Genomic DNA, 24,839 nt, shown 5'->3' with positions numbered 1-24,839 from the left:
GGGAGGCGTGAGGTGCTGTGCCGTGCGGTGCGGGGTGGGACTCAAAGGGGCAGCCGCGCTCGACGAACCCCAGCGACGCAAGTAGCGAGGGACCTTTGGTCCCTCGGACAGCCGGCGGCTTCGCCGCCGGCGAGACCGCAGGGAGCGTCGCGACCGAGGACCGCAGCGAGCTGTGGGAGTCGAGCGCGGCTGGGGCTTTGGCGGTGTTCGTGACCGATCCGTTCGTAGCAGTTTATAAGCGAGCGTCTGAGGCTTTAGCGGGATTCGCGGTCGATCCGCAGTCAACTGCCAACCGAACGGGCGCCTCGAGGCCGACCTCCGCGGCATACAATTCAAATCGGTAGCTCGGCGTCCGCGCCGACCACGCGGTCCGGTTCGGCGGGCGCGCGCCAGTCGGTCGTCCGCTCCAACAGCTGGACGACCATCCGGCCGGTCACGCCCCAGACGGTGTAGCCGTCGACGTGGAAGTAGTGGACGCGGTGGTCGCCGTACTCCGGATGACCGACGCGTCGCTCCGACTCGTAGTTCGCGGGGTCGGTGAGCGCGTCGACCGCGAGGATCGCCACCTCCGCGACCTCCGACTCGTCGGGGACGTACTCGCGGTCGGGCGCGACGCCGACGAACGGGCGGACCGCGTACTGCGACGAGGTGCGCGTGTCGTCGATCCGACCGAGGACGTCGACCTCCGTCGGCCGCATTCCGACCTCCTCGTCGGCCTCGCGCAGCGCGGTGTCGGTCAGCGTCCGGTCGATCGGCTCGCGGCCGCCGCCGGGGAAGCTCATCTGTCCGGGGTGTTCGCCGAGGTGGGCGGCGCGCTTGGTGAAGAGGAGGTGGGCCTCCCCGTCGCGCGCGATCACCGGCGCCAACACCGCGGCCTGCCGCCGCCCGGCGAGCGACTGCGGCGCGTGTCGACGCAGGCCCGACAGGTCCATGGGCGAGTTAGGCGACGCGAGGCGGTTAACGTTTCCCCGGATTCCGTCCGCGCGGGACGTGATCTATCCGCAAGCCCGGGGCAGACCGCGCCGCGGCGGTCGGGTTCGGACCTTTTAAGCCCGCGACACCCGCTTTCGAGAGTAATGAGCGACGACGACCAGGAGCTCGGGATCACCGAGTCCAAGACGCACAACACCGGCGAGTGGTACGCCGAGGTCGTACGGAAGGCGGGGCTGGCGGACTACGGCCCCGAGGGGATGAGCGGCTTCATCGTCACCCGCCCGCGGGCGTACGCGGTCTGGGAGCGGCTCCAGGGGTTCCTCGACGCGAAGTTCAAGGACACGGGCGTCCAGAACGCCTACTTCCCGCTGTTCATCCCCGAGTCGTACCTCGAACGGGAGAAGGACATCGTCGAGGGGTTCGACCCCGAGGTCGCGTGGGTCGACGAGGCGGGCAACAAGGAGCTCGAAGAGCGGCTCGCGGTCCGCCCGACTTCCGAGTCGATCATCACGCCGTACATCTCGCAGTGGGTCCGCAGCCACCGCGACCTCCCGCTGCGCGTGAACCAGTGGTGCTCCGTCGTCCGGTGGGAGGCGACCGAGACGAAGCCGTTCTTCCGGACGAAGGAGTTCCTCTGGCAGGAGGGCCACACCGCCCACGCCACGAGCGAGGACGCGTGGGAAGAGACCCTGCTGCGGCTCGACCAGTACGAGTCCGTCTACGAGGACCTGCTCGCGCTGCCGGTCCTGAAGGGGCAAAAGCCCGACCACGACAAGTTCCCTGGCGCGGACACGACGACGACCGTCGAGGCGCTGATGCCCGACGGGAAGTCCGTACAAGCCGGCACCTCGCATCACCTCGGGCAGTCGTTCGCGGAGGCGTTCGACATCACCTACTCCGACGAAGACGAGGAGGAGCGGACCGCCCACACGACCTCGTGGGGGCTCTCGTGGCGCGCGCTGGGCGCGCTGATCATGACCCACTCCGACGAGCAGGGGCTCGTCTTACCCCACACGGTCGCGCCCACGCAGGTCGTCGTCGTCCCCATCTGGCAGGAGGACACGAAAGACGACGTGCTCGACTACGCCGAGGGCGTGGCCGACGAGCTCGACGACGCCGGGATTCGCGTCGAGCTCGACGACCGCGACGAGCGCAACCCCGGGTTCAAGTTCAACGAACACGAGCTCAACGGGATCCCGCTCCGGATCGAGATCGGCCCCCACGAAGTCGACGACGAGGAGCTCACCCTGGTCCACCGCCCCGACGGCGAGAGCGTCGAGGTCGACCGCGACGGCGTCGCCGAGACCGTCCGCGACCAGTTCGACGAGATATACGCCAAGCTGTACGCGACCGCCGAAGAGACCCTCGACGAGGGCGTGCGCGAGGCCGACGACCGCGCCGACATCCTCGGCACGCTCGGCCAGCACGGCGGCTACGTGAAGGCGCCGTGGTGCGGCGACGAGGCCTGCGAGGAGCCGATCAAGGAGCCGCTGGCCGCCGAGATCGTGATGGTCCCGTTCGAGGACGAGGACCCCCTCGCCGACGGGGACCACGGCGAGACCTGCGCGATGTGCGACGACGACGCCGAGCGGACCGCCTACTTCGCGAAGACGTACTGAGTCGCCCGGACGAACGGACGGGCCTCGGGCGTGCCGGGCCGAGACGACCCGCGTTTTCGCGAGCGACCGGGGCACCCGTCACGTCCTGCGATTAATCCGCGTTGATCCGGCTTAACGGAGTTTCGGGTATATACGGACGGAGTGTGTACACGCAGGTAATGAACCGATGGATTGCGAGCCTCGTCGTCGTGGCCGTCGCCGCGGCGGTGATCGCCGGGGCCGCCGCGGCCGCGCCGGCGGGGCCGGTGGCGCCGCAGACCGATTCGCCGATCAACGCGAGCGACGGCGAGAACGGGACCGCCGAGAACGCGACGACCGACCTCAGCCCCGGCGAACGCCTCGCGGGCGTCGTCGGCGTTCAGGGCGCCGAGATCGAGGGCGAGGTCGAGTCCCGCGCCTTCGAGGTCGGGCTCCGGCAGGCCGAGACGAACGAGAGCCGCGCCGGCGTCGTCGCGGAGCGACTGAACCGGACCGAGGAGCGGCTCGCGGAGCTGGAAGCACGACAGCGGGAGCTCCGCGAGCGCCGCGCGGCCGGCGAGCTGAGTCAGGGCGCGTACGCCGCCCGGATGGCGACGACGACCGCGCGGATCGAGACGCTCTCCCGGGGGCTGAACCGGAGCGCGAGCGCGGCGGCCGAACTCCCGCCCGCCGTCCGCAACGAGACGGGCGTCGACGACGAGCGGCTGGCGACGCTGCGCGAGCGCGCGAACGAGCTCAGCGGCCCCGAGGTCGCCGCCATCGCCCGGGGCGTGGCCGGCGAGGGCGTCGGCGGGCCGGTCGGTCCGGAACGCCGCGGCCCGCCGGGGAACGGGACCGAACGCGGGCCCCCGAGCGACGCCGGTCCGCCCGGCGAGGGGCCACTGGGCGGCGGTTCGGGAAACGGGTCGGCCGGGCCGCCGGGAGCGGGTCCGGGGAACGGGTCGGTCGGTGGTCCCGGAGCAGGTCCGGGAAACGGGTGGGCCGGGCCGCCGGGAGCGGGTCCGGGGAACGGGTCGGTCGGTGGTCCCGGTAACGGGTCAGCAGGACCGCCGGACGCGGCGGGCGCGAACGGGTCCGAAACCGGCGCCGCGAACGGGTCGGACCCGCTCGGTCCGCCGGGATCCGGGAGCGGAACCGACGACGGGTCGGGTAACGCGTCGACCGGTCCGCCGGTCGGCTCCGGCGACGGGTCCGGGAGCGGCGGGCCGAGCGACGGCGGCCCCGACGGAAACGGATCGAGCGGCGGCGCTGGCGCACCGTCGGTCGACGGGGCGCCGGGTGCTCCGTGGACGGACGTCGGGAGCGCCTCGCGCCTCGATGGATGATTCACGACGGGCCCCGAACGCGGCGCCCAGGACGGTCCGACCCTCGACGGGGCGTCGAAACTGTCCCGGATGGGAAGGAATTTACCGGCCGTCCGTGTGAGAAAGTCTGTGCAGCGAGCGCCGATCTTCCTCGCCGTCCTGGCCCTCCTCGGAGCCGTCGGTCTCGCGCTCGGCGCCGGGGGCGCGGGCGCGGTGCCGTTCGACGGCGGCTTCGCCCAGATGGACGTCGAACCGGACGACGTGTCGATGGAGGTCGACGTTCGGCCGGACGGCGACGCGCAGTGGACGGTCGAGTACCGGATCCGACTCGCAACCGACGAAGAGGAGCAGGCGTTCGAACAGCTCCGCGCGGACGTGGAGAACGACACGGAGGCGTACACGACCCGGTTCCGCGACCGCATGGTCTCGACCGCCGAGACCGCCGAGTCGACGACGGGTCGCAACATGACGGTGTCGAACGCGACCGTCACCGCCGAGCGGCGCGAGCTCCCGCAGGCGTACGGCGTGTTGACCTACCGGTTCGAGTGGACGAACTTCGCCGCCGTCGACGGGGACCGACTGCGCGTCGGCGACGCGGTCGACGGGCTGTTCCTCGACGACTCCTCGTCGCTCATCGTCTCGTGGCCGGAGGGGTACCGCCTCGCGGAGACGACGCCGGATCCGAGTGAGGTGCGCGACCGGTCCGTCGTCTGGAACGGACCCGTCGACTTCTCGGCCGGCCAGCCGCGGATCTCGGTCGCGCCCGCGGGGCCGCTCTCCGGGCTCCCGACGGCCGGAATCGTCGCGCTCCTCGCCGTCCTCGCCGTCGCCGGGGGCGCAGTCGCCTATCGCCGGCGTGACGACGGGAGCGACGGGGAGTCGGGAGTCCTCGCGGGCGGTGGCGGAGACGCCGTGACCGAGAGCGACGCGACCGGAGACGAGGCGCCGAGCGCGGCGGGCGCCGCCGCGGCCGCGACCGACGCGTCGTCGTCCGACGGCGCCGACGCGGACGCCGGCGGCGAATCGGAGGGCGGGTCGGACGAGGCGCCGCCCGTCGACAGCGACCTGTTGAGCAACGAAGAGCAGGTGCTCCGGCTGATCGAGGCGCAGGGCGGGCGGATGAAACAGAAGCAGGTGGCCGAGGAGCTGGACTGGACCGCCGCGAAGACGAGCCAGGTGGTGACCGGACTGCGCGACGAGGGCGACCTCGACGGCTTCCGACTGGGCCGCGAGAACGTCCTCTCGCTCCCCGACTACGACCCCGAGGCAGATTCGGGTGGAGACGACGAGGACGAGAGCGACGACGGCGACGGGAGCGACGTCGACGAGGAGAGCGGCGGCAGGAACGGGGGCGACGAGCGCGACGCTACCGACGGCTCCTGACCGGACCGACGGCGGTCCGCACAGCGTTCCGCCCGACCGGGGTCACAGGTCCCGCGAGCGGCCGATGTGTAGCAGCTCACCCCCGCACTCGCACTCGCCGGGCGAGTCCGTCCGTCGACCGCATCCGAAACACTCGTACACTTCTTCGCTGTCGCACTCGTATTTTGGTCGCATATCAACCGATACGATCCCGTGATAGATAATCACACGCCTAATATTGTTTGGATAATATAAACCAGTTTACGCGAGCCGGTGACCGAACGATCGGAATCCCGACATCGGCGGGCCTCGAACCGAGCGAGTTCCGATGAGCTCCTACGCCTCTGCGGCGAGCTCTTCGATCACCAGCTCGAAATTGCGCGTGTTGGCCTTCCAGACGACGTCGAAGAGGTCGCCGACGACCGGGACCGCCCCCACGAGCAGGTCCAGCGAGACGTTTGCGATCATTCTGAGCAGCGTCGTGTCGGAGACGCCGAGACGGGCCGCCTCGACCACGATATACAGCGAGACGCCGCCGGTGAGTACGTCTCCCGCACCCGGGAGGATGCCGAGCAGCGGATCGATTCCGATGCGATACCCGACGACCGGAACGCGGACGCCCTCGTCGAGGACGTACGCGACGATCAGGACGCGCTTGACCGCCGCTCGGTCGACTGACTCCGGGAGGCGCGCGATCCGCTCGTTGGCCTCGGTCAGAAACTCGCTCTCCTGTGCGCTCGGCATACACCACGTACAGTTTCCCGCTGAATAACGCTGCTGTCGGAAATTCACCCAACGAGCCACAGCAAGTGATCGTATGCCGCTTATCAGAGGGTTCACTGAGCGATCGAAAACGGACCCGGCAGCGCATGGCTGCGACCCTTCGACTCCGCGTTGGTCCGTCAGAAGAGCCAGAGGGGGGATTGTGAACAACGGCCGGACTCGCTCGCGCTCGTCCGGCCTCGTTCAAATCCCGCTTTGGCTTCCGCTGCTCACGTTGTCCACAGCAGGAAGCCGGAGGGGGGATTTGAACCCCCGACCTATTCCTTACGAAGGAATCGCTCTGCCAGCTGAGCTACTCCGGCACGCATGCTTCAATTCCCGGACGGAAAAATAAGGGTTCCGAAACGGGGACGGGGCGGCGATCCGCCGCGCCGAGCCGCGCGGTAAAATCGGCGAATTGTTCCGACAATAACCGGACGGACGTCTCGAATATGCTCATTTTCTGTTTCGAGACGAGCAAGAAATCGGAACACAATACAAGTGTATAAGGAAAAAGACTAAATACGTGTTCGGACTTCAACCCGAGTGTGCTGACACCGCCCGCGCGCCGAGACGGCGGGGATCGAATCCCCCGGCGGTGCGTGCCCGGTCGAAGCCCGTACCGGGCGGCGATAGCCTCGCCGGTCGTCGCCCCCACGGCGACTCGGCGCGGCCGTCATCCCCAGCAGCGTCCCGTCGCGGCTACCGTGTGAACCGCGTCTCCGACGCGCCAAGCGCAGAATCGCCTCTGGTCCGAGACCGCCGCCGCGACCGCTTGTCATGTGACGGGCCCCGGCCGCCCGCCCCCGACCCCCCTCGGGGCGGCGCGGCGTTCTCGCAGTTTCGACCGCTCCCCGCGAGCGACCGGACCGGTCGGCGCGCTCGGGCGGCGTCGGACGACCCACGCTACGAGAACAGCCGCCGCGCCCGGCGGATCGCGGCGGAGAGGTCGCCGTACCCTGCGCCGACGACTCCGGCGAGCCGCAGCTCCGCGGGCGCGAGGCCGAGCCGGTGCGAGAGCGGTCCCGGTCGCGCGTCGGCCCCCGCGACCGCGACCGTTCGGCCGCGGACCCTGACCTCGGCGGTGAGGCCCGCGCGCATCAGCTCGGCGAGGGCGCGGTTCGAGACGGACTCGTCCGGCAGCCGCCGGGCGATACGGAGGGCGTCGCGGAGGCTCTCGACCTCGACGAACAGCCGGCGGTCGGTCGCGTGGACCGCCGCGTCGACGCCGTCCACCGAGAGCGTCAGGTCGTCGGTCTCGACCGAGAGCCGCGGGCCCGACTCACTCAGACTCACTCGTCGTGACCCGAACTCCGCCGTCGACGCGCCACTCCGCGTGTTCGGCGTCGTCGCCCGTGCCGCTCGGCACCTCGACGGTCAGATCGTCGAACTGGTAGTGAATCTCCGCGTTCCGGCCGGTCAGTCTGTCGTACAGTCCGATCGCCAGATCCGGCCAGGTGGTCGTCTCGTCGATGCGCTCCTCTGGGTCTGCGGCGTCGCTCATACGAACACGTGTTAGAGAGTAACACTCATAAACGGACGCCCTGACGTGTCGTGCCGGTGTTCCGAGGCGGCGCGTCGCGACCGGGTCAGCCCTCGGCGCGCGTCAGGCGCACGTCGAGACAGACGTTGTACTCGTGGGGGGCGTACGACCGGACGACGCGCTCGGCCTCGACCTCGACCGCGTAGTCGTCGCCCGCGGCGGCCTCGACCGCCCGGCGGCCCGGGCCGAACGGGTCGTCCTCGTGTTGGATGTCGTAGTAGTGAATCACGCAGTCGTCGCCGGCGAGCGCGACGGCGGTCTCCAGGAACTCCTCGGCGGAGTGCGGGAGGTTCATCACGAGCCGGTCGGCCGTGTCGGCGTACTCGTCGGCGATCTCGCGCACGTCGCCAGCGACCGCTGTCACCCTGTCCGCGACCCCGTTGCGCTCGGCGTTCTCGCGGAGGTACTCGACCGCACGCTCGTTGAGGTCGCACGCGACCACGTCGGCGCCTCGAGAGGCCATGGGCACCGCGTACGGCCCCACGCCGGCGAACATGTCGACCGCTGACTCCCCGGCTCCGACCTGTTCGACCACCCGGTGGCGCTCGGTCGCGAGCCGCGGGGAGAAGTACACCGCGGCGACGTCGAGCGCGAACTCGTGGCCGTACTCGCGGTGAACCGTCTCGGTGCCGTTCCCGGCCAACACGTCCCACCGGCGGACCCGGAGCTCGCCCTCGATCGGCGACGCGCGGTTGAGGACGGTGTCGCAGGGGAGGTCGGCGGCCATCACGGCGTCGGCGATGTCGCGAGCGCGCTCGTCGTCGTCCTCGTCGACGATGACGATGTCGCCGAGCCGCTCCAGGGAAGGCTCGTAGCCGAGGATCTCCGCGGGCGTCGTGGGTCGGTCACGGGCCGCCGCGTCGCGCTCGACGACCCGGTCCGCGAGGTCGGCGGGCACTCGGTCGCGCCCGGAGACGGGGATGTAGATCGTGTCGTCTTCGACCGCGATCTGATGGTCGCCGTCGAGGGCGTCGGCGCCGGCGAGCCGGCTCCGGACGCTCTCACCGCGCTCGCGGTCGACGGCGACGCAGGGGACGCTCATCGTCGGAGGGACGCGGGCGAGCGAATAAACGGTGACGCTTCGCGGGCGGCGTGAGCGCGAGAACTCACTCACCGTCCGCGGTCGTGGCCGCGACCGCGTCGAGCAGCTCCGCGCCGCTCGCGTCCGGCGAGACCGAGACGACTCGGTCCGCGGCCGCGGCCACCTCGGCGTTCGGGCCGTCCGCGACCCCGACCACCTCCGCCGGGCCGTCCGCGGTCGTGGGCCCGCCCTCGGCGGTTCCGACCGCGAGCGTCGCGTCCGCGTCGGCCGCGAGCTCGCGGGCCGCCGCGAGCGTCGCCTCGGAGGGCGCCTCGAACGGCGGCGCCGTCACGGCGGTCGCGCCCGCGTCAGCGGCGGCGCCGGCGGCCGCGTCGCCCGGCGGGACCACGCCGACCGAGGGCTCGTGGCCCGCGGCGGCCAGTCGGGCGACGACGCGCGCGGTCGGCCGCCCCCTTCCGATCACGTGGACGCGCCGACTCTCGACGTCGCTGTGCGGGAAGGCGGTCACCGCGGGCGCTCCGGTCGCCGGGTCGCGGCCGACGAACGCCTCCGCGTCGAAGGCGGCGCCGACGGTCGACGCGGACAGCACCGACTCCGGCGGGCCGGCGGCCCGGACCCCGCCGTTCGCGAGGACGACGACCTCGTCGCAGTACCGCGCCGCGGCGTCCAGGTCGTGGATCGCGGCGATCGCGCCCCGGTCGCCGTCGTCGACGAACGCGCGGACCAGCTCGAGCGTCTCGACCGCGTGGTTCACGTCGAGGCTCGCGGTCGGCTCGTCGAGGAGGAGGAGCGGGGCCGCCTGCGCCAAGGCCCGCGCGAGCAGCACGCGCTGGCGCTCGCCGCCCGAGACCTCGGTGATCGACCGGTCGTCGAAGCGCGCGACGTCGGCCGCGGCCATCGCGGCGTCGACCGCGGCGTCGTCCTCGACGCCGTGGGCGTCGAAGCGGCCGAGGTGCGGCGTCCGCCCCATCTCGACGACGTGGCGCACGCGGAAGTCGAACGCGAGGTTCGTCGCCTGCGGCACGCTCGCGACGCGCCGCCCCACCTGCTTGGCCGACAGCGACGCGGCCGGGTCGCCGCCGATCTCGACGGTCCCCGCGTCCGGTTCGACGGCGCCGGTCACCGCGCGCAACACGGTGGTCTTGCCGGCGCCGTTGGGCCCGACGAGGCCGACCAGCGAGCCGGGCTCGACCCGGAGGTCGACGCCGGAGACGACGTCGAGGTCGCCGAAGGAGACGGCCACGTCCGAGGCCGACAGCAGCGGCGCGTCGCCGAACGAGAGCGCCGTGTCGGGCAGCGACGAGGGGGGAGAGCGGTCGGCGCTCACAGCTCCGTCACCTCCCGGGTCACGAGCAGGTAGACGAAGAAGGGCGCGCCGACCGCGGCGGTGATGATGCCGACCGGGTACTCCGCGGCCGCCGAGCGCGCGACCGTGTCGGCCGCGACGAGGAAGGTGCCGCCGGCGAGCGCCGCGGACGGGAGTAACACCCGGTGGTCCGGGCCGACGACGAGCCGCAGCATGTGCGGGACGATGAGGCCGACGAACCCGATCACGCCGGCGAACGCGACGCCGGCGGCCGTGACGAGCGCCGACGCCGCGAGCAGCACGCGCTTGGTGCGCTCCACCGCGATGCCCAGCCCGCGCGCCTCCTCCTCGCCGAGCAGGAGGACGTTGAGGTCGCGGGCGTACGCGAGCAGCACGGCGAAAAGCGGCGGCACGACGGCCGCGGTGACGGCGACCTCGCTCCACGCGGCGCCCGAGAGGTGGCCCATCAGCCACGCGACGATCTGCCGGAGCGACTCGCCGGCCTGAAGCTGGAGGTACGAGACGACCGCGCCGAGGAACGTCTGGACCGCGACGCCCGCCAGGAGGAGGGTGGCGACCGGGGTCCGGCCGTTCCGCGTCGCGATCGCGTACACGCCGAAGGCGGCGACGAGCGCGCCGACGAACGCGAAGAGGCTCGTCCCCGCGCCGCGCGAGAGCGCGACCTCGACGGGACCGAGGAGCGGGAGGGCGATCGTCGTCGAGAGCGCGGCGGGGAAGACGATGAACGCGACCGCGCCGACCGCCGCGCCCGAGGAGACGCCGATGATCGACGGGTCCGCCATCGGGTTGCGGAAGAACCCCTGCATCACCGTGCCGGCAGACGCGAGCGCGAAGCCGACGAGCGCGGCGAGCAGGATCCGCGGGAGCCGCACGCCCACGACGATCTGCTGGTGGACGGAGTCGACGGGGAACGCGAACGGCGACGCGAACGCGAGGTCGACGCTCGGGATCGTGAGGGGACCCACGCCGGGTATCGGCAGCGGGCCGACGCCGCCCGCGCTCGTCTCGATCCCCGCCGGCACCGCGACCGCGTTCAGCACAGACTTCATCACGGTCTCCGGCGGGATTCGAACCGGTCCGATCGCGGCGCTGCCGACAACGACGACCGCGAGCAGCGCGGCTCCCGCCGCCGACCACGCCGCCGATCGCACCCAGGGTCGCATACGTACTCCAACACAACTTGTAGTAGGTAAATACTTATTGGACGAGCCCGCCCCTCGATCCGATGCGAAACAGCTTCGCGATCGCGATGGCCGTGCTGGTGACGACCGCCCTGATCGGGGGCGTCGCCGGGACGGTCGCGGGCGCACAGCCGACGATATCGACCGACGGACCGACGGCGGGCGCACAGCCGGCGGTCGGCGCCGCGGGCGCGACGGGGACCGGCCCCGCACAGACGGACGGCGCCTGCGGGTTCCCGTTCAACGCGACCGACGCCACCGGCGAGACGGTGACGCTGGAGGAGCGGCCCGAGCGGATCACGACGATCAACCCGTCGGCCGCGCAGACGCTGTGGGAGCTCGGCGAGCAGGACCGCGTCGTCGGCGTGAGCCAGTTCGCCTTCTACCTCGACGGCGCCGAGGAGCGCGCGAACGTCTCCGCCGAGTTCGGCGCGAGCGTCGAGCGCGTCGTCGACACCGAGCCTGACCTCGTGCTGGCGCCGAACTCTTCGGCGGCCGACGTCGAGCCGCTCCGCGAGCAGGGGCTGACCGTCTACCACTTCCCGGCGGCGACGGACGTCGAGGACATCGCCGAGAAGACGGAGACGATCGGTCGGCTCGTCGGCGCGTGCGACGCCGCCGCGGAGACCAACGAGGAGATGTACGACGCCGTCGACGACGCCGAGGAGCGGACGGCCGACGTCGACCGCCCCGCCGCGCTGTACCCGCTCGGCGGCGGCTACGTCGCGGCGAACAACACTTTCATCGACGCGATCATGAACATCGGCGGGGCCGACAACGTCGCGGCCGACTACGAGGGGTACCCGCAGCTCTCCGACGAAGTCATCCTCGAATCGAACCCCGAGCTACTCTTAGTCACCGACTCCGAGGCCGCCATCCTCGAGCAGGAGCCGTACGCCAGCACGACCGCGGGCGCCGAGGACAGCTACGTGGTGATGAACGTGAACTACCTCAACCAGCCGGCGCCGCGCAGCGTGATCGAGTCCACGACGACGCTCTCGAACGCGGTGGTCGAACTCCAGGGCGAGGGCAGCGAGTCGACCGACGGCGCGGACGGGAACGCGAGCGACGGGGACGGAAGTGACGGGAACGCGAGCGACGGGGACGGAAGTGACGGGAACGCGAGCGACGGTGACGGAAACGACGAGAACACGGGCGATTCGGCGCCCGGATTCGGCGTCGTCGCGGCCGCACTCGCGCTGCTCGCGACCGGGCTGCTCGCACGGCGCGACTGAGTCGAACCCGCATCGGATTCGACCCCGGCCGGATCGGCGGTTTTCTTTTTAAATGCCCTGGCCCATCAGGTGGCTGCGGAGGATGTCCGGGGTCTTCAGCCCGGCGTCGCTGTTGAGCAGCACGACGGTCTCGTCGCCGTCGAAGAAGTCGTCCTCGGCGAGCGCCCACGCGCCGGCGGGGGCCGCCCCGCCCGCCGCGCCCATCTCGACGACCTCGTTCTGCGCCACGGCGACCGCGCTCGCGAGGATGTCGTCGTCGTCGACGCCGACCGCGGTCCCGCCGCTCTCGGTGACCGCCTCGACGGCCGCCGCGCCGCCCGCGGGGTCCGGGATCTCCAGCTCGCCGCAGATTGTGTCGGGCGTCCCCCACGGCTCCGGCTCGTCGAGGCCGCGCTCGACCGCGGCCGCGATGGGCGCGCAGCCCGACGCCTGCGCGGCGACGACCTTCGGCGTCCCGTCGATCGCGCCGACCCGCTCCAGCTCCGAGAACCCCTTATAAACGCCGGCGACGACCTCGCCGGAGCCGGTCGGGACGACGACGACGTCCGGGGCGTCGCCGAGGTCGGCGACGAGCTCGAACGCGACGGTCTTCGCCCCTTCGTGGCGGTACGGCGTCGCGAACTCGCCGAGGTCGGAGTAGTCGGTCTCCAGCTGCTCGTCGACCGCTTCGGCCGCGTCCGGGAAGCGCCCGCCGACCACGCGCATCTCGCCGCCGTGGACGTTCGTCATCGACTTGTTCGAGAACGCGCAGCGAGAGGGGACGAAGGAGTACGATCGCAGGTCCGCGCGGCCCGCGTACGCCGCCATCGACTGCCCGGCGTTGCCCGGGCTCGCGCAGACGAGCGGCTCGACGTCCGCGCCGTCGGCCGCGCGCTTCGAAACTGCGGTCACGGCGAGCGACAGGCCGCGGTCGAGGACGGTCCCCGTGGGGTTCCGCCCCTCGTCTTTGACGTACACCGCGTCGACGTCCAGCTCGTCGGCGAGCCGCTCGGTGGCCACGAGCGGCGTGCCGCCCTCGCCCGCGGTGAGCGCGCTCTCGGCCCCGAAGGGGAGCAGGGCATCGAACCGCCAGTGCCCCCTCGCAGTCGCGGGCGCGGTCCGGGCGTCGCCGCTCCCCCCGCGGGCCGCGGGGTCGAACAGGTCGTCCGGGTCGACCGCGTCGTAGTCGTAGACGGGGTCGAGGCCGCGCGCCCGCTCCTCGTCGTCGATCGACGCCGCGTCGGCGGTCTCGTGGACGCGTCCCGAGGCCCGACTTTTTAAACCGCGAAACGCCGGCGTGGTCTCGAAATCAGCCATACCGAACGTTGCGGCGGCGGCGACTAATCGCTTCGCACTCGGAGCCGAGTCGCGGGAGGATGAACCTCCAGCAGTGCTGTGGCGCGCGCCTGCGAGCGGTCGCCCTCGGCGACCGCGAGTCAGCGCGTGCGAGGGAGTCAGTCGCCGGAGCGAAGCGACGGCGACTGACGAGGTTGGGGAGGCGTGAGGCTGCGGTGCCGTGCGGGGCGGGACTCGAAGGGGCAGCCGGGAGGCGGGCGCAGGCGACGCAAGCACCGCAGGGAGCGAGTGTAACGAGCGACTGAGGAGCGCAGCGAGCGTGCGCCCGCCTCGCGGCTGGGGCTTCGTGAGCGTTCGCGTCGGCAGTCGATTTATAATCGACTACGTACGGCCGAGCGGCTGGGGCTTCGTGAGCGTTCGCNGGCTTCGTGAGCGTTCGCGTCGGCAGTCGATTTATAATCGACTACGTACGGCCGAGCGGCTGGGGCTTCGTGAGCGTTCGCGTCGGCAGTCGATTTACATATAACAACGTGCCTTGCGGAAAGCGATCCGGTCCGTCCCGCCGCCGCTTATAAACCCGCGACCCGATACTTCACGTATGAACGGAGACGCCACGGTCGTCGGCGGCGGGCTGGCGGGGCTGGTCGCCGCGGCGAGGCTCGCCGAGGCGGGCGCGGACGTGACGCTGTACGAGCGACGGCCCGAGGTCGGCGGGCGCGTGCGGACGGAGACGATCGACGGGTTCACGCTCGACCGCGGCTTCCAGGTCCTCTTCTCCAGCTACCCCGCGGTCAAACGCGAACTCGGCGCCGGAGGTCTCGACGACCTCGACTTGCGCACGTTCGCCCCGGGCGCGACGATCTGTCGCCCCGGCTCGCGCTCGACGCTCGGGGATCCGCTCCGCGACCCGCTCTCGGCGATTCCCTCCCTCCTGAACGACGAGGTCTCCTTCTCCGACAAGCTCCGGACGCTCGCGCTCCGGTACGACCTCGCGAACCGCGACGAGGGCGAGTTCTTCGCCGGGCCGGACGCGCCGATCCGCGAGTACCTCCGCGACTGGGGGTTCGCCGACGACTACGTCGAGAACTTCGTGGAGCCGTTCTACGGCGGGATCACCCTCGACCGCACCCTCTCGACCTCCAAGCACGTCTTCGAGTACACGTTCCGCGCGATGGGCCGCGGCTCCATCGGCGTCCCCGCCGACGGGATGGCCGCGCTCCCCGCTGCGCTCGCCGACCGCGCCCGCGAGGCGGGCGTCGAAATCGAGACGGGCGAGGACGTGGATGCGGTCCGGATCGCGGGGCAGGGCCGGATCCCGTTCCGGTCCGGCGCGGCCGACGCCGACGGCGCCACCGTGGAACTCGCGGACGGCTCGACCCGCGAGACGGACGCCGTCGTCGTCGCGACCTCGCCGCCCGAGGCCCGGCGGCTCACCGGCGTCGAGTCGGTCCCCACGGAGGGCGTGCCGAACGTCACCGGCTGGTACGCGCTCCCGGCGGGCGAGTCGTTCGAGACCGGCGAGCGCATCCTGCTCAACGCGGCCGAGGAATCACCCAACGCTGTGGTCCCCATGTCGGAGGTCGCGCCCGAGTACGCGCCCGACGACCGCGCGCTGCTGGCCGCGACGTTCCTCGGCAGGAACTCGCTGGAGCGCGACGAGGAGGCCCTCCGCGGCGACGTGCGCGAGGCCCTCGACGCGTGGTTCCCCGAGCGCGACGTCTCCGGGCTGGAGACCCTCGACGTCCACCGGATCCGGTTCGCACAGTTCGCGCAGCCGCCGGGCGTCCACGCCGACCTTCCGGACGTCGACGACCCTGACGGACCGGTGACGCTCGCCGGCGACTACACCGAGTGGTCGTCGATCCAGGGCGCGCTGGAGAGCGGCCGGAAGGCGGCCGAGGCGGCGGCGGAGCACCTGTAACCGCCCCGGCCACACCGTGCCGTGCGCGTCTCACGGCAGCGCGCCGGACCGCCGTCCCCGGACGAGCCCGTACCCGACGAGCGCGGCGAGGACGGCCACCCCCACCGTAATCTCCCTCGCGTACCGGAACCCGACCCCGAACAGGAGGAGGGCGTTCGTCGCCAGCAGGAGCAGGATCGCGTCGAGGCGGGTCCGGAGGGCGGCGTCGTTCATGCGGGCACACCTCTCGGCGGACCAATAGGCGTGCTGGTCCTCGGAGCGCGGGCGGCACCCCCTCGCGGTCGACGCTACTCCTCCCGCAGGAACGCGTCCTCGCCGTGCTCCTCGACGGCCCCGAGCAGTTCGTCGCGCTGGCGGCGGACCTCGGGCGGGAGCTCGGCGTACGCGTGGTCGAACATGTCGCGCGGGTCGGCCTCTATCGACTCCGCGAAGTCGATCGCGTCGGCGACGACGTCGGCGGCCTCGTCGCGGATCGCCGCGACGCCCTCGTCGTCGATCCGTCCGGTCTCGCGGAGGAACGCCTCCATCCGGTCGAGCGGGTCGAGCGCGCGCCACGGGTCCACGTCGTCGGGGTCGCGGTAGGCGGTCGGGTCGTCGGCGGTCGTGTGCGCGCCGAACCGGTACTCGACGAACTCGATGAGGACGGGGCGGGGGTCGTCGCTCTCCGCGTCGTCACCGGTGCCGCGAGCGCGCTCGGCCGCCTCCCGCGTGACCGCGTAGCTCGCGAGCGGGTCCATCCCGTCGACGCGGACGCCGTCGAAGCCGTAGGCGGTCGCCTTCTGCGCGAACGTGTCGCTCGCGGTCTGTCGCTCTCCCGGGATCGAGATCGCCCACCCGTTGTTGTGACAGCAGAACAGCGTCGGCGTGTCGAACACGCCCGCGAAGTTCATCGCCTCGTGGAAGTCGCCCTCGCTGGTCGCGCCGTCGCCGAAGTGGCAGGCGACGACGCGGTCTTCCTCCTGATAATCGAACGCCCACGCGGCGCCGACCGCGTGCGGGAGGTGTGCCGCGATCCCGATGTTCAGCGGGAAGACGTTTCCGTCGGCGATCGCCTCGGTCCCGGACTCGTGGCCCATCCAGTACGGGAGGTACTCGCCGAGGAGGTCGCGGACGACGACCGCCCCGTGCTCGCGGTACTGGTAGCTTATCAGGTCGTCGTCCGCGAGCGCGTGCGTCGAGCCGACCGCCGACCCCTCCTGGCCCGCGCAGGGGGCGTACGTGCCGATCCGTCCCTGCCGCTGGAGGCTCACCGCGCGCTCGTCGAACCGGCGGGTGACCGCCAGGTCGCGGTAGATCGCGCGGAACCGCTCGTCCGAGAGGTCCGGAACCGTCGCGTCGGACAGCGGGCTCCCGTCCGGCCCGAGCACCCGATAGACGTCCGCGTCGGCGAGCGGGTCGGCGGGGGCGCCGGCGGTGTCGGCGGTGTCCGCGGCGCCGTCGGCGCCGTTCTCGTCCATGGGGTCCCGTGTGCGCGCCGGTCACAAGGAGTTAGCGGTCCCGGGGCCGTCGGATGCCCCTCGGCTCCGCCGGCGGACGTAGGTGATCGGGAGGCCGACGACGACGCCCGCGACGGAGACCGCGGCGAACACGAACCCGACGAGCAGCCGCACGGGATCGGCCGCGAGCATCTCCGGGCTCCAGACGGAGACGAACCGAGCAGTCCAGAGGGTCCCCGTGACGAGCGCCGTGAGCAGTCCGAACGCGGCCCCCCGGAGGTACGTGACCGTCCCGCGGCGCTCGACGAGCGCCCACCAGACGAGAGCGCCGGCGAACAGCGCCGGGGCCGCGAGGATCGGCACGACGAGCGCGGTCGGGAGGCCGATCACCTCGCCGAAGAGGCCGAGCACGGTCGAGAGGGAGGCCGCGGTGAGCGCGGCGCAGGCGAACGCGTAGACGCCGGCGAAGAGCGACCAGCGTCGAGACGCGCGCGCACCGGCCGCGGACGAGGTCGAACTGTCCATACCACGACATCACTCACGCCGAGGAAAGCTCTTGCCGTAGGTGAAACGTCGGCTTGTCTCTTCTCAGGGCGTGATGACGGCGCGCCCGTCGATCTCGCGGTGTTCGAGCTTCTCGGCGACCGCGTTGATCTCGCCGAGGTCGTAGCGGCTAGTGTGGAGGTCGACGTCGCCCTGCTCGACGAGCGCGACGAGCTCCTGGAGCTCGGCGTACCGGCCGACGATGTTGCCGACGAAGGAGAACTCGCCGTTCACCAGCGCCTGCGACGGCTCGTGGACGTGGCCGCCGTAGCCGATGACGTGGTGGTCGCCGCCGGCGGCGGTGATCTCGGGGGCGTAGGAGGTCGTCACGTCCTCGCCGACGAAGTCGAGCACCTGCGCCGCGCCGGTGCCGTCCGTAATCGACTCGATCTCGGCCGCGACGTCGTCCTCGCTCGGATTGATCAGGTGGTCGGCGCCGTAGCCGTCGGCCAGATTCAGCGCCGAGTCCTTCAGGTCGACCGCGGTGACCCGGGCCGCGCTCATCGCGTCGAGACACTGGAGGCCGATGTGGCCGAGCCCGCCGACGCCGATGACGACCGCGTGGTCGCCGGGGTTTAGGTCGGCGACCGCCTTCTTCGCGGCGTGGTACGCGGTGATGCCGGCGTCGGCGTGGGGGGCGATGTCGATCGGCTCGACGCCCGACGGCAGCGGGATAACCGAGCGCTCGCTGGTGTGGAGGTACTCGGCGAAGCCGCCGTCGGTGGTGAGCCCGTTGAACGCGTCGTTCTCGCAGTACATCGTCTCGCCGAGCCGACAGGGGCGACACGTGCCGCAGGTCTGGACCGGGTGACAGATCACCGGGTCGCCCGGCGAGACCAGATCCACGTTGTCGCCGGTCTCGACGACGGTGCCGGCGTTCTCGTGGCCCAGGGTCAAGGGGAGATCCTGCGGGACGTACTCGGCCCACATCCCCTCGATGATGTGGTTGTCCGTCTGGCACCACCCCGCCCCCTCGACCTCGACGATCACGTCGTCCGGCCCCGTCGCCGCCGGCCTGTCTACCTCGTCGATGGTGAGCCCCTCGCTCATGTCGTCGGTGTACTCGTGGAGTCTCGCGGCTTCCATGCGTGAGAAACTCACGCGGAATTCACATAAACGTTCGTTGCGGACTCCGGCGTCGGGTCGCGGCCCCCGAGGGACCGCGAGTCGGTCCTCGGGGGAGGGAGAAGAGGAGGGAGCGCGTCACAGCAGCCGGTCGAACGCGCCCAGCGGCGGGAACCGGAGCGGCTCCCCGCGATCCGCGTCGTACACGATCGGGGCGAGCGCGGCCGCGTCGCCGACGAGCGGGGAGTCGAGACCGGCGCTCACGGCGTCATTGACCGCCACGCCCGGGGCGAGCCGGGTGAACGCGGGCAGCACGAGGAGGTCGGCGCCGCGGTAGGTCCCCTCGCCGCGGAGGACGCAGGGACGGCGGTCGCCCTCGATCTCGATCGTGGGGTGGACGTGGCCGATCACGTACCGGTCCGCCGCCGCAGACGGCGCCTCGTGGCCGTGGCAGACGACGGTTCGGGACGTGTCGCTGACGCCGGCTTCGCGGTCCCCGGCCCCACCGAGAACCAACTCCTCGCGGACCGGGCCGTTCCACGCGTCCGCGAGCGCGGCGTCGTGGTTGCCCGCGACGAGTTCGAGGGCGGCGCCGCGTGCGTCGCAGGCGTCGCGGAGCGCGTCAAGCGCCTCGCGGGCCCTGTCGCTGACCCGGTCGAAGGTGTGGACGACGTCGCCGGCGACGACGACCGTCGCGGGGTCGAACCGGTCGAGCAGCGCGCCGATCCGGTCGACGAGGTCCGCGCGCTCGCCGAGCGGAAGCGAGACCGCGGAGGCCTCGCCGCGGCCGACGTGGAGGTCGGCGACGACGAGCGCGTCGGCCTCCGAGAGGTACACCGCGCGCTCCGCGAACGCGACGTCTGAGAAGGGGGTTCCGGCTCCGGTCTCGGGCCCGACTCCGGCCCCTGCCTCGGCGTCCCGCCCCGTCACCGCCCGTACCCGGTCGAGCGCTCGCGGCGGCGGTCCGCGTCGCGGTCGGCCGGACCGCCGTCGACGTGGTTGCGGGCGGTCGCGTACGCCTCGCGGACGCGCCGGAACGACTCCTCGTCGCCGCCCTGATCGGGGTGCGTCTCCTTGACGCGCTCGCGGTAGGCGCCCTTCACCGCGTCGAGGTCGGCGTCGCGGTCGAGGCCGAGCTCGTCGAAGGCGTCGCCGACGGGATCGGCGCGGCCGGCGGGGCCGCCCGGCCGTGAGGGGCCGGTAGCGGAGCGGTCGGTTCCAAAGCGACCGCCGCCGAAACGGGCGGAGCGGCCGGCGTCCGAACCGGACTCGGCGGTCGCCCAGTCGGGCTCGTCGACGTCGAACGGGAGCCGACGGCCGAGCCCGCGCCCCGGCATCTCGTGTTCGCAGAGGACGGTGTAGACGCCCTCGCCCTCCAGCCGGAAGTAGTCGTGCGCGTCGAAGGTGATGGCGACGCCGCGCTCGGGGAGGTAGAAGGGGACCGACACGTCGTCGAAGGCGTGGTCCTCCGCGAACCGCTCGTCGGCCCCGGTCAGGTACGTCCGGATCTCGCGGCGGCGGCGCTCGTCGCCGGCGGCGCCGCGGCGGCCGGCCGACGCGGCCGGAGCCGGCACGAACCGGTCCCCGAGGTAGAATGCGAGCGCGACCACCCCGGTGGCGGCGATCCCGAGGCCGACACCCCAGAGGACCCACCGCGGCACCAGCGTCGTGAGCTCGGCGAACACACCCGCCGTAGCGGCTCCGCGGTAATCAACCTCCCGCCGGCGCGTCGGCTACCGGGGTCACGGAGCGTGGGAGCGTCGGCAGAAACGTTCCGTTTCGGTCGGCCGGCTCAGATCATTCCCTTCGCTTCGAGCCCGTCGAGGATGTCGTCGACGAGCTCCTCGGCGGTGTCGTAGGGGAACTCCTGTTCGCTGCCGAGCTTCGCCGCCATCTCCATCGCGGTGAAGCTCACGTCGCCGGCCTCGAACTTCGTCGCCGGGCCGTCCGGCAGCGCGGGGACGAGGTCCATCTGGTTCTCGACGGGGAAGTCTGCGCCGCCGAACGCCTCTAAGAACTGTTCGCGGAGTTCCGCTTTCACGTCGCTCATACACTGTTCATCCCGCGACCCCCGCAAAAGGGTTGCGGAACAACAGTGAACTCATTTAGGGTTGTCAGGTTTCGTGACGGCGGCCGTCTGTCGCGACTGTTCCGCCGTGGCGGCCGGTGGGACGCTGTTCCGCCGCGGCGGCCGGTGCGGACGCGACCGCCACGGGGGCACGCGGCGCGGGCCGAGGCACCGGGGCGGTCGTTACTCGCCGGGCTCGACCGCCAACCGAAGCGTGAGGTCCGCACCGTCGGCCAGCGCGGCGACGAGGTCGCGGTCGAGGTCGGCGGCCGCGCCGTCGCCGTCGACGAGTATCGTGCGCTCGTCGTCCGTGTAGCCGCTCGTCCGGCCGACCATCGAGCGGTCGTCGAGCAGCGCGAGGCCGGGGTCGCCGCGGCCGGTGACCGTCTCCTCGAACGTCTCGTCGCCCGCCTCGACGACGAGCGTCGCCTCGATCGTCGCGTCCGCGTCCCGACACGCCTCGCGGAACTCGGTCGAGAAGTCTCGCGGGGTCCGGTCCGCCTCGACGCCGACGATACAGTCGCCGGCGGGGGTGAGCCAGTCGTCGGTCGTGAGTTCGAACGTGCTCGCGTGCTCGGCGGTGACGTTCTCGTGGCCGACCGCGCGGACGACCTCGACGTGGGGGTCGTCGACGGCGGTCCACGGGGCGTCTGCGTCCTCGTCGCTCATTGTCGGCGGTCGGCGGCGACGCGACAAGTGGCCGTCGCTTCGGCGCCGGGAGACGGTCCGCGGGCGACGGTTTCCGGCGTCAGACGTCCGCGCCCTCGGCGAGCGCGGGGACGAGGCGGGCGGGGTTCTTCGCGAGGACGCGGGCCATCAGGTCCTCGGAGACGTCGAGAGTGAGCACCTCCATCACGCCGACGTTCGGGTGGACGTCGGGCGCGCCGGAGCCGAAGAGGACGCGGTCGGGATGTTCCAACACGCCGCGTTCGAGCACCTCGCGGTACCGCACCGCGCTCGTGTCGACGTACAGCCGGTCGTACTCGTCGAGCAGGTCGAGCGTCTCGTTCATCAGGTCCGCGTCCAAGGGATACCCCCCGAAGCTCCCCAGCACGATCGGGAGGTCGTAGCCGAGCAGCTCCGTCTCGACGGCCTCGGGCGGGAACTCCCGGCCCGCGTGGACGAAGAGGGGGAGGTCGGCGTCCTCAAGCCGAGCCAGCACGTCCTCGTTCGGGAGGCCGTCGACGTGGGGCGCGAGCGTGAAGCCGTGGAAGCGGTCGTCGTAGGAGTACTGCTCGACGTCGTCCGGGCGGGTGTGGTGGTCGTCGCGCTCGGCGCGGAGGTTCCGGACCGCCGACACGGGCCCCGTCCCCGAGTCGCGTGGGCCGTTGAGGCGGGCGAACGCGACGAACGGGCGGTCGATCGACAGCCGGGCGACCGCGTTGTTCGCGCGGAGGTAGCTCCGCCCGGCGGCGCGCTGGCCGGGGCTCGCGACCGCGCGGACGATGCCTGCCTGTAGCATCTCGCGTTCCAGCCGCTCCGGCGAGATGTCCCGCCCGTGGGTGGCGACCGACGACTCGTCGGGGTCGAGGGTCGCGCGGGTGTCGACGATCCGGAAGTCGTGTTCGAGCCCGAGCATGGCCGCTCTCTACCGACCCGTCTCGGGCGACCCGCATGTGCCTGTCGGTCGCACGGCGGGCGCTCGGCCCGCCTCGGCGCCCCGGACGCGACGCCGACGCACGCCGAACGAAGGCTGAAGTGGTCGCCCGCCGTCACCGGGCGGCATGGAACTCGTGGAGGCCGACGAGAGCGACCTCGACGCCCTCGTCGAGCGGTGGTACGACCTCGCGACGGCGATGGAGCGGTACTCGGCGCTGAACGAGATCGCGTACGCCGACGTGGCGGAAGTCCCGGACGACGGGTTCCGCGCACACCTCGACGACCCGGACGTGACCGACTACCTCGTCGTCGTCGACGGCGAGACGATCGGGTTCGTCACCCTCGAAACGGGTGACCGACCCTCCCGAGAGCGTGGCCGGTACCTCGACGTGGTAAACCTCGAGATCGACCCGGACCACCGGAACGAGGGGAACGGCACGGCGGTCGTCGACCGGGTGACGGAGATGGCTCGCGAGGAGAACCGCGACTACGTCACCGTCTCCTGCGAGTGGGGCAACGACGGCGCGCGGCGGTTCTACTGGGACGCGGGGTTCGAGCCCAAACAGGTGACGTACGCGCGCTCGTTGGAGTGAGCGGCGGCAGGGCTCGGACCGGGACGCGGCGGAGCCCGGAAGGACCCGGCAGGACCGAGAGCGCGTCGCTCCGCCCCGATCAGGGGCCCGCCGTCGAAATGATCTTCACCACGTCGCCCTCGCTCAACTCGTGGTCCTCGCCGATCCGACGCGAGGCGCGCGCGTCGACCGCGTGGAGGTACCCCTCGCCGATGTCGGAGTGGACCGCGTACGCGAGGTCGCGGGGGGTCGCCCCCGAAGGCAGGAGGAACGCGTCCGGGAGGACGTTCCCCGTCCCGTCAGTCCACTTGCCGGCGTCCTGGACCGGGTAGGCGGTGATCCGGTCGAGCAGGTCGTAGACGGCCGCGTTCAGCGCGGTCTGGACCCCCGTGCCACCGTGGGTCGCCATCGACTCGCGGAGGGCGTCGAGGCCGGCGCGCTGGTCGTCGGAAACGTCGCCGACGACCTCGAACGACTCGTCGCCCGGGTCGTAGTCGACGACGCCCGCCTCCGCGGCGCGCCGGAGGGCGAGCTCGCCGTCGGCGGTCGCGGGGATCACGGGCTTGTCGGTCCCCTCGCGGATGCGGTCGACCGCGCCGGCGGGCGCCGCGTCGACCTTGTTCGCGACGACGACGATGGGCTTGGTGCGGCGGCGGACCGCCCGCGCGAGCGCCTCGCGGTCGGCGTCGTCCCACGCCTTCGGGTCGTCGGGGTACTCCAGGTCGCGGAGGACCGCGGTCACGTCGCGCTCGGTCGCGCCGAAGCCGGTGAGCATGTCCGACAGCGCGGCTTCGAGGTCGAAGTCCGGCGAGCGGGACTGCCGCTCGACGCCCTCCCAGTTGCGGTCGACGATGCCCGCGAGCCAGAGGTCCATCTCCTCCTCGACGAAGTCCACGTCGTCGAGGGGGTCGTGGCTCCCGACCTCCACCGGCTCCCCCTCCGCGTTCGTCGCGCCCGAGGCGTCGACGACGTTCAAGACGACGTCGGCGTTCGTCAGCTCGTCGAGGAACTGGTTGCCGAGGCCCTTGCCCTCGTGGGCGCCCGGGACGAGCCCGGCCACGTCGAGCAGTTCGACCGGGACGTAGCGCTTCCCGTCGCGGCAGTTCTCCGCCCCGCAGCGCTCCTCGCGGTCGAGGCAGGGGCACTCGGTGCGGACGTAGGTCACCCCGCGGTTCGGGTCGACCGTCGTGAACGGGTAGTTGGCGACGTCGACGTCGGCCATCGTGGCGGCGGTGTAGAAGGTGGACTTGCCGGCGTTCGGCTTGCCCGCGAGCGCGACCGTGAGCATACCCGAGGGTCGCGGCCCCGCGAAAAGCGCCTTTCGGTCGGGCGGGGGCAACAGGCGTGAGATCCGAGAAGACGAAGACTGAGGCTGTGCGGCGGCGCGCGCCTCCGAGTGGCCGCCGCCGGCGGCCACGAGGAGCGCGTGCGAGGGAGTCGCGGCCGTTTTTAAACGGCCGCGACGAGGCTGGGGAGGCGTGAGGTTGCGGTGCTGTGCGGGATGGGACTCAAAGGGGCAGCCGTGAGGACGAAGCACGCCGCAGTAAGCACCGCATCGAGGGAGTGAACGGCGTGAGCGACCGAGTGAGGAGCGCAACAAGGCGCGCGAGTCCTCACGGCTGGGGCTTTGGAGATGTTCGTCTCCGTTTGGGTCCTGTCGAGTTTTCTTTATCAGACAAGTTCTCACCTGAAACAGCCGGTCGATGAGAACTGCTTATATTGTGGTCAGTTGGTCCCGTTTTGTGTAGACAATGAGGGCGATGTAACCAGCAAACACTGTGTGTGCGGCATACAGCGTCTCTCTTTCAATCATGCCGGAATACCGTGTGACTGCTAAGATAAAGAATACGCCGTATAGGAGACAAGGGAGCGTAATGTATACTGTAATAGCCTTCTTCGGGGTCATGTTGCTTCATTTTCAACAACAGCATTAAAACCGTCAGATACGGGTGATTTCCACTTCGTCTGTATTGACCGATTCGTGAGCGCCCTGTACTGAGCGATTCGTGAGCCCCAGTACTGATCGGATACAGTTCAGAACGTATCCCCTACTGAGGATTTCAACGGATCCCT

At 71.4% G+C, this 24,839-nt stretch carries 26 protein-coding genes and 1 tRNA gene; 6 read left to right on the top strand and 21 right to left on the bottom strand.

Annotated features, from left to right (window positions below; all coding sequences use genetic code 11):
• Window positions 1-332: 332 nt before the first annotated feature.
• Window positions 333-932, bottom strand: a complete 600-nt coding sequence (locus C470_RS04555; RefSeq protein WP_008365587.1) for an NUDIX hydrolase — start codon at window positions 930-932, stop codon at window positions 333-335.
• A gap of 144 nt (window positions 933-1,076) precedes the next feature.
• Between C470_RS04555 and proS the strand changes: the two genes are divergently transcribed.
• From proS to C470_RS04540, 3 genes are all read left to right on the top strand, one after another.
• Window positions 1,077-2,552 (top strand): proline--tRNA ligase, encoded by a 1,476-nt coding sequence (proS, locus tag C470_RS04550; protein WP_007994145.1) that lies wholly within the window; start codon window positions 1,077-1,079, stop codon window positions 2,550-2,552.
• Window positions 2,553-2,710: 158 nt separating this feature from the next.
• Window positions 2,711-3,856, top strand: a complete 1,146-nt coding sequence (locus C470_RS04545) for a hypothetical protein (protein ID WP_008365585.1) — start codon at window positions 2,711-2,713, stop codon at window positions 3,854-3,856.
• 108 nt (window positions 3,857-3,964) lie between these two features.
• The gene (locus tag C470_RS04540; RefSeq protein WP_008365584.1) at window positions 3,965-5,218 is read left to right on the top strand and encodes a helix-turn-helix transcriptional regulator; all 1,254 of its coding nucleotides are present in this window, start codon (window positions 3,965-3,967) and stop codon (window positions 5,216-5,218) included.
• 42 nt (window positions 5,219-5,260) lie between these two features.
• Here the strand turns inward: C470_RS04540 and C470_RS15610 are convergent, their stop codons facing one another.
• The 8 genes from C470_RS15610 to btuC form a co-directional block, all read right to left on the bottom strand.
• Entirely contained in the window at window positions 5,261-5,392 is a 132-nt protein-coding gene (locus tag C470_RS15610) for a rubrerythrin-like domain-containing protein (protein WP_152418639.1), read from the bottom strand.
• Between the two features lie 141 nt (window positions 5,393-5,533).
• The gene (locus C470_RS04535; RefSeq protein ID WP_008365582.1) at window positions 5,534-5,941 is read right to left on the bottom strand and encodes a DUF4112 domain-containing protein; all 408 of its coding nucleotides are present in this window, start codon (window positions 5,939-5,941) and stop codon (window positions 5,534-5,536) included.
• A 268-nt stretch (window positions 5,942-6,209) separates the two neighbouring features.
• A tRNA-Thr gene (locus C470_RS04530) sits at window positions 6,210-6,282 on the bottom strand.
• 583 nt (window positions 6,283-6,865) lie between these two features.
• Window positions 6,866-7,255: a hypothetical protein gene (locus C470_RS04525; protein ID WP_004598307.1), complete on the bottom strand. Its 390-nt coding sequence runs from the start codon at window positions 7,253-7,255 to the stop codon at window positions 6,866-6,868.
• Window positions 7,242-7,463 (bottom strand): hypothetical protein, encoded by a 222-nt coding sequence (locus tag C470_RS04520; RefSeq protein WP_007346196.1) that lies wholly within the window; start codon window positions 7,461-7,463, stop codon window positions 7,242-7,244. The genes C470_RS04525 and C470_RS04520 overlap by 14 nt, the downstream gene beginning before the upstream one ends.
• Before the next feature lie 85 nt (window positions 7,464-7,548).
• Complete coding sequence (locus C470_RS04515) at window positions 7,549-8,544, bottom strand: class I SAM-dependent methyltransferase (RefSeq protein ID WP_008365579.1); 996 nt, start codon at window positions 8,542-8,544, stop codon at window positions 7,549-7,551.
• A 64-nt stretch (window positions 8,545-8,608) separates the two neighbouring features.
• Complete coding sequence (locus tag C470_RS04510) at window positions 8,609-9,871, bottom strand: ATP-binding cassette domain-containing protein (protein ID WP_008365577.1); 1,263 nt, start codon at window positions 9,869-9,871, stop codon at window positions 8,609-8,611.
• Window positions 9,868-11,034, bottom strand: a complete 1,167-nt coding sequence (gene btuC / locus C470_RS04505; RefSeq protein ID WP_049897581.1) for a vitamin B12 ABC transporter permease BtuC — start codon at window positions 11,032-11,034, stop codon at window positions 9,868-9,870. Before btuC ends, C470_RS04510 begins: the two co-directional genes overlap by 4 nt.
• Window positions 11,035-11,096: 62 nt before the next feature.
• Between btuC and C470_RS04500 the strand changes: the two genes are divergently transcribed.
• Window positions 11,097-12,287: a PGF-CTERM-anchored ABC transporter substrate-binding protein gene (locus C470_RS04500; RefSeq protein ID WP_008365575.1), complete on the top strand. Its 1,191-nt coding sequence runs from the start codon at window positions 11,097-11,099 to the stop codon at window positions 12,285-12,287.
• Between the two features lie 48 nt (window positions 12,288-12,335).
• On the opposite strand, the gene C470_RS04495 is transcribed toward C470_RS04500, so the two are convergent.
• Window positions 12,336-13,583 (bottom strand): threonine synthase, encoded by a 1,248-nt coding sequence (locus tag C470_RS04495; RefSeq protein WP_008365573.1) that lies wholly within the window; start codon window positions 13,581-13,583, stop codon window positions 12,336-12,338.
• Between the two features lie 577 nt (window positions 13,584-14,160).
• Here C470_RS04495 and C470_RS04490 point away from each other — a divergent pair.
• A complete protein-coding gene (locus tag C470_RS04490; RefSeq protein ID WP_008365571.1) occupies window positions 14,161-15,483 on the top strand; it encodes an NAD(P)/FAD-dependent oxidoreductase in 1,323 nt (440 codons plus the stop codon).
• A 30-nt stretch (window positions 15,484-15,513) separates the two neighbouring features.
• On the opposite strand, the gene C470_RS04485 is transcribed toward C470_RS04490, so the two are convergent.
• From C470_RS04485 to C470_RS04445, 9 genes are all read right to left on the bottom strand, one after another.
• Entirely contained in the window at window positions 15,514-15,696 is a 183-nt protein-coding gene (locus tag C470_RS04485) for a hypothetical protein (protein ID WP_004598298.1), read from the bottom strand.
• Between the two features lie 74 nt (window positions 15,697-15,770).
• Window positions 15,771-16,940 (bottom strand): thiamine pyrophosphate-dependent dehydrogenase E1 component subunit alpha, encoded by a 1,170-nt coding sequence (locus C470_RS04480; RefSeq protein ID WP_008365569.1) that lies wholly within the window; start codon window positions 16,938-16,940, stop codon window positions 15,771-15,773.
• A gap of 21 nt (window positions 16,941-16,961) precedes the next feature.
• Complete coding sequence (locus C470_RS04475) at window positions 16,962-17,444, bottom strand: hypothetical protein (protein ID WP_004598296.1); 483 nt, start codon at window positions 17,442-17,444, stop codon at window positions 16,962-16,964.
• Between the two features lie 63 nt (window positions 17,445-17,507).
• A complete protein-coding gene (locus C470_RS04470; RefSeq protein WP_008365566.1) occupies window positions 17,508-18,548 on the bottom strand; it encodes an NAD(P)-dependent alcohol dehydrogenase in 1,041 nt (346 codons plus the stop codon).
• Between the two features lie 117 nt (window positions 18,549-18,665).
• The gene (locus C470_RS04465; RefSeq protein WP_008365565.1) at window positions 18,666-19,457 is read right to left on the bottom strand and encodes a metallophosphoesterase; all 792 of its coding nucleotides are present in this window, start codon (window positions 19,455-19,457) and stop codon (window positions 18,666-18,668) included.
• Entirely contained in the window at window positions 19,454-20,212 is a 759-nt protein-coding gene (locus C470_RS04460) for a J domain-containing protein (RefSeq protein ID WP_008365563.1), read from the bottom strand. Before C470_RS04460 ends, C470_RS04465 begins: the two co-directional genes overlap by 4 nt.
• A gap of 107 nt (window positions 20,213-20,319) precedes the next feature.
• Entirely contained in the window at window positions 20,320-20,577 is a 258-nt protein-coding gene (locus C470_RS04455; protein ID WP_004598292.1) for an MTH865 family protein, read from the bottom strand.
• Between the two features lie 201 nt (window positions 20,578-20,778).
• On the bottom strand, window positions 20,779-21,264 hold the full coding sequence (locus tag C470_RS04450; RefSeq protein WP_007346208.1) for a DUF371 domain-containing protein: 486 nt from the start codon (window positions 21,262-21,264) through the stop codon (window positions 20,779-20,781).
• 79 nt (window positions 21,265-21,343) lie between these two features.
• Complete coding sequence (locus C470_RS04445) at window positions 21,344-22,174, bottom strand: amidohydrolase family protein (protein ID WP_004598290.1); 831 nt, start codon at window positions 22,172-22,174, stop codon at window positions 21,344-21,346.
• A 145-nt stretch (window positions 22,175-22,319) separates the two neighbouring features.
• On the opposite strand from C470_RS04445, the gene C470_RS04440 reads away from it, so the two are divergent.
• Window positions 22,320-22,787 carry a GNAT family N-acetyltransferase gene (locus C470_RS04440; RefSeq protein WP_008365561.1) on the top strand — a complete coding sequence of 156 codons (468 nt, stop codon included), beginning with the start codon at window positions 22,320-22,322 and terminating at the stop codon, window positions 22,785-22,787.
• 79 nt (window positions 22,788-22,866) lie between these two features.
• Here the strand turns inward: C470_RS04440 and C470_RS04435 are convergent, their stop codons facing one another.
• Window positions 22,867-24,054 (bottom strand): redox-regulated ATPase YchF, encoded by a 1,188-nt coding sequence (locus C470_RS04435; RefSeq protein ID WP_008365558.1) that lies wholly within the window; start codon window positions 24,052-24,054, stop codon window positions 22,867-22,869.
• Between the two features lie 426 nt (window positions 24,055-24,480).
• Window positions 24,481-24,672 (bottom strand): hypothetical protein, encoded by a 192-nt coding sequence (locus tag C470_RS15605; RefSeq protein WP_049902618.1) that lies wholly within the window; start codon window positions 24,670-24,672, stop codon window positions 24,481-24,483.
• Window positions 24,673-24,839 lie beyond the last annotated feature (167 nt).

It is taken from the genome of Halorubrum distributum JCM 13561 (assembly GCF_000337395.1).
Taxonomy (GTDB): domain Archaea; phylum Halobacteriota; class Halobacteria; order Halobacteriales; family Haloferacaceae; genus Halorubrum; species Halorubrum distributum.
This window is presented reverse-complemented; position numbering and strand designations above follow the sequence as displayed.

What these genes read in the sequence shown, in the direction of transcription:
- C470_RS04555 (WP_008365587.1), bottom strand. Translation starts at nt 932, where the DNA reads ATGGACCTGTCGGGCCTGCGTCGACACGCGCCGCAGTCGCTCGCCGGG.
- proS (WP_007994145.1), top strand. Translation starts at nt 1,077, where the DNA reads ATGAGCGACGACGACCAGGAGCTCGGGATCACCGAGTCCAAGACGCAC.
- C470_RS04545 (WP_008365585.1), top strand. Translation starts at nt 2,711, where the DNA reads ATGAACCGATGGATTGCGAGCCTCGTCGTCGTGGCCGTCGCCGCGGCG.
- C470_RS15610 (WP_152418639.1), bottom strand. Translation starts at nt 5,392, where the DNA reads ATGCGACCAAAATACGAGTGCGACAGCGAAGAAGTGTACGAGTGTTTC.
- C470_RS04535 (WP_008365582.1), bottom strand. Translation starts at nt 5,941, where the DNA reads ATGCCGAGCGCACAGGAGAGCGAGTTTCTGACCGAGGCCAACGAGCGG.
- C470_RS04520 (WP_007346196.1), bottom strand. Translation starts at nt 7,463, where the DNA reads ATGAGCGACGCCGCAGACCCAGAGGAGCGCATCGACGAGACGACCACC.
- C470_RS04515 (WP_008365579.1), bottom strand. Translation starts at nt 8,544, where the DNA reads ATGAGCGTCCCCTGCGTCGCCGTCGACCGCGAGCGCGGTGAGAGCGTC.
- btuC (WP_049897581.1), bottom strand. Translation starts at nt 11,034, where the DNA reads ATGCGACCCTGGGTGCGATCGGCGGCGTGGTCGGCGGCGGGAGCCGCG.
- C470_RS04500 (WP_008365575.1), top strand. Translation starts at nt 11,097, where the DNA reads ATGCGAAACAGCTTCGCGATCGCGATGGCCGTGCTGGTGACGACCGCC.
- C470_RS04495 (WP_008365573.1), bottom strand. Translation starts at nt 13,583, where the DNA reads ATGGCTGATTTCGAGACCACGCCGGCGTTTCGCGGTTTAAAAAGTCGG.
- C470_RS04490 (WP_008365571.1), top strand. Translation starts at nt 14,161, where the DNA reads ATGAACGGAGACGCCACGGTCGTCGGCGGCGGGCTGGCGGGGCTGGTC.
- C470_RS04485 (WP_004598298.1), bottom strand. Translation starts at nt 15,696, where the DNA reads ATGAACGACGCCGCCCTCCGGACCCGCCTCGACGCGATCCTGCTCCTG.
- C470_RS04480 (WP_008365569.1), bottom strand. Translation starts at nt 16,940, where the DNA reads ATGGACGAGAACGGCGCCGACGGCGCCGCGGACACCGCCGACACCGCC.
- C470_RS04475 (WP_004598296.1), bottom strand. Translation starts at nt 17,444, where the DNA reads ATGGACAGTTCGACCTCGTCCGCGGCCGGTGCGCGCGCGTCTCGACGC.
- C470_RS04470 (WP_008365566.1), bottom strand. Translation starts at nt 18,548, where the DNA reads ATGGAAGCCGCGAGACTCCACGAGTACACCGACGACATGAGCGAGGGG.
- C470_RS04455 (WP_004598292.1), bottom strand. Translation starts at nt 20,577, where the DNA reads ATGAGCGACGTGAAAGCGGAACTCCGCGAACAGTTCTTAGAGGCGTTC.
- C470_RS04450 (WP_007346208.1), bottom strand. Translation starts at nt 21,264, where the DNA reads ATGAGCGACGAGGACGCAGACGCCCCGTGGACCGCCGTCGACGACCCC.
- C470_RS04445 (WP_004598290.1), bottom strand. Translation starts at nt 22,174, where the DNA reads ATGCTCGGGCTCGAACACGACTTCCGGATCGTCGACACCCGCGCGACC.
- C470_RS04440 (WP_008365561.1), top strand. Translation starts at nt 22,320, where the DNA reads ATGGAACTCGTGGAGGCCGACGAGAGCGACCTCGACGCCCTCGTCGAG.
- C470_RS04435 (WP_008365558.1), bottom strand. Translation starts at nt 24,054, where the DNA reads ATGCTCACGGTCGCGCTCGCGGGCAAGCCGAACGCCGGCAAGTCCACC.
- C470_RS15605 (WP_049902618.1), bottom strand. Translation starts at nt 24,672, where the DNA reads ATGACCCCGAAGAAGGCTATTACAGTATACATTACGCTCCCTTGTCTC.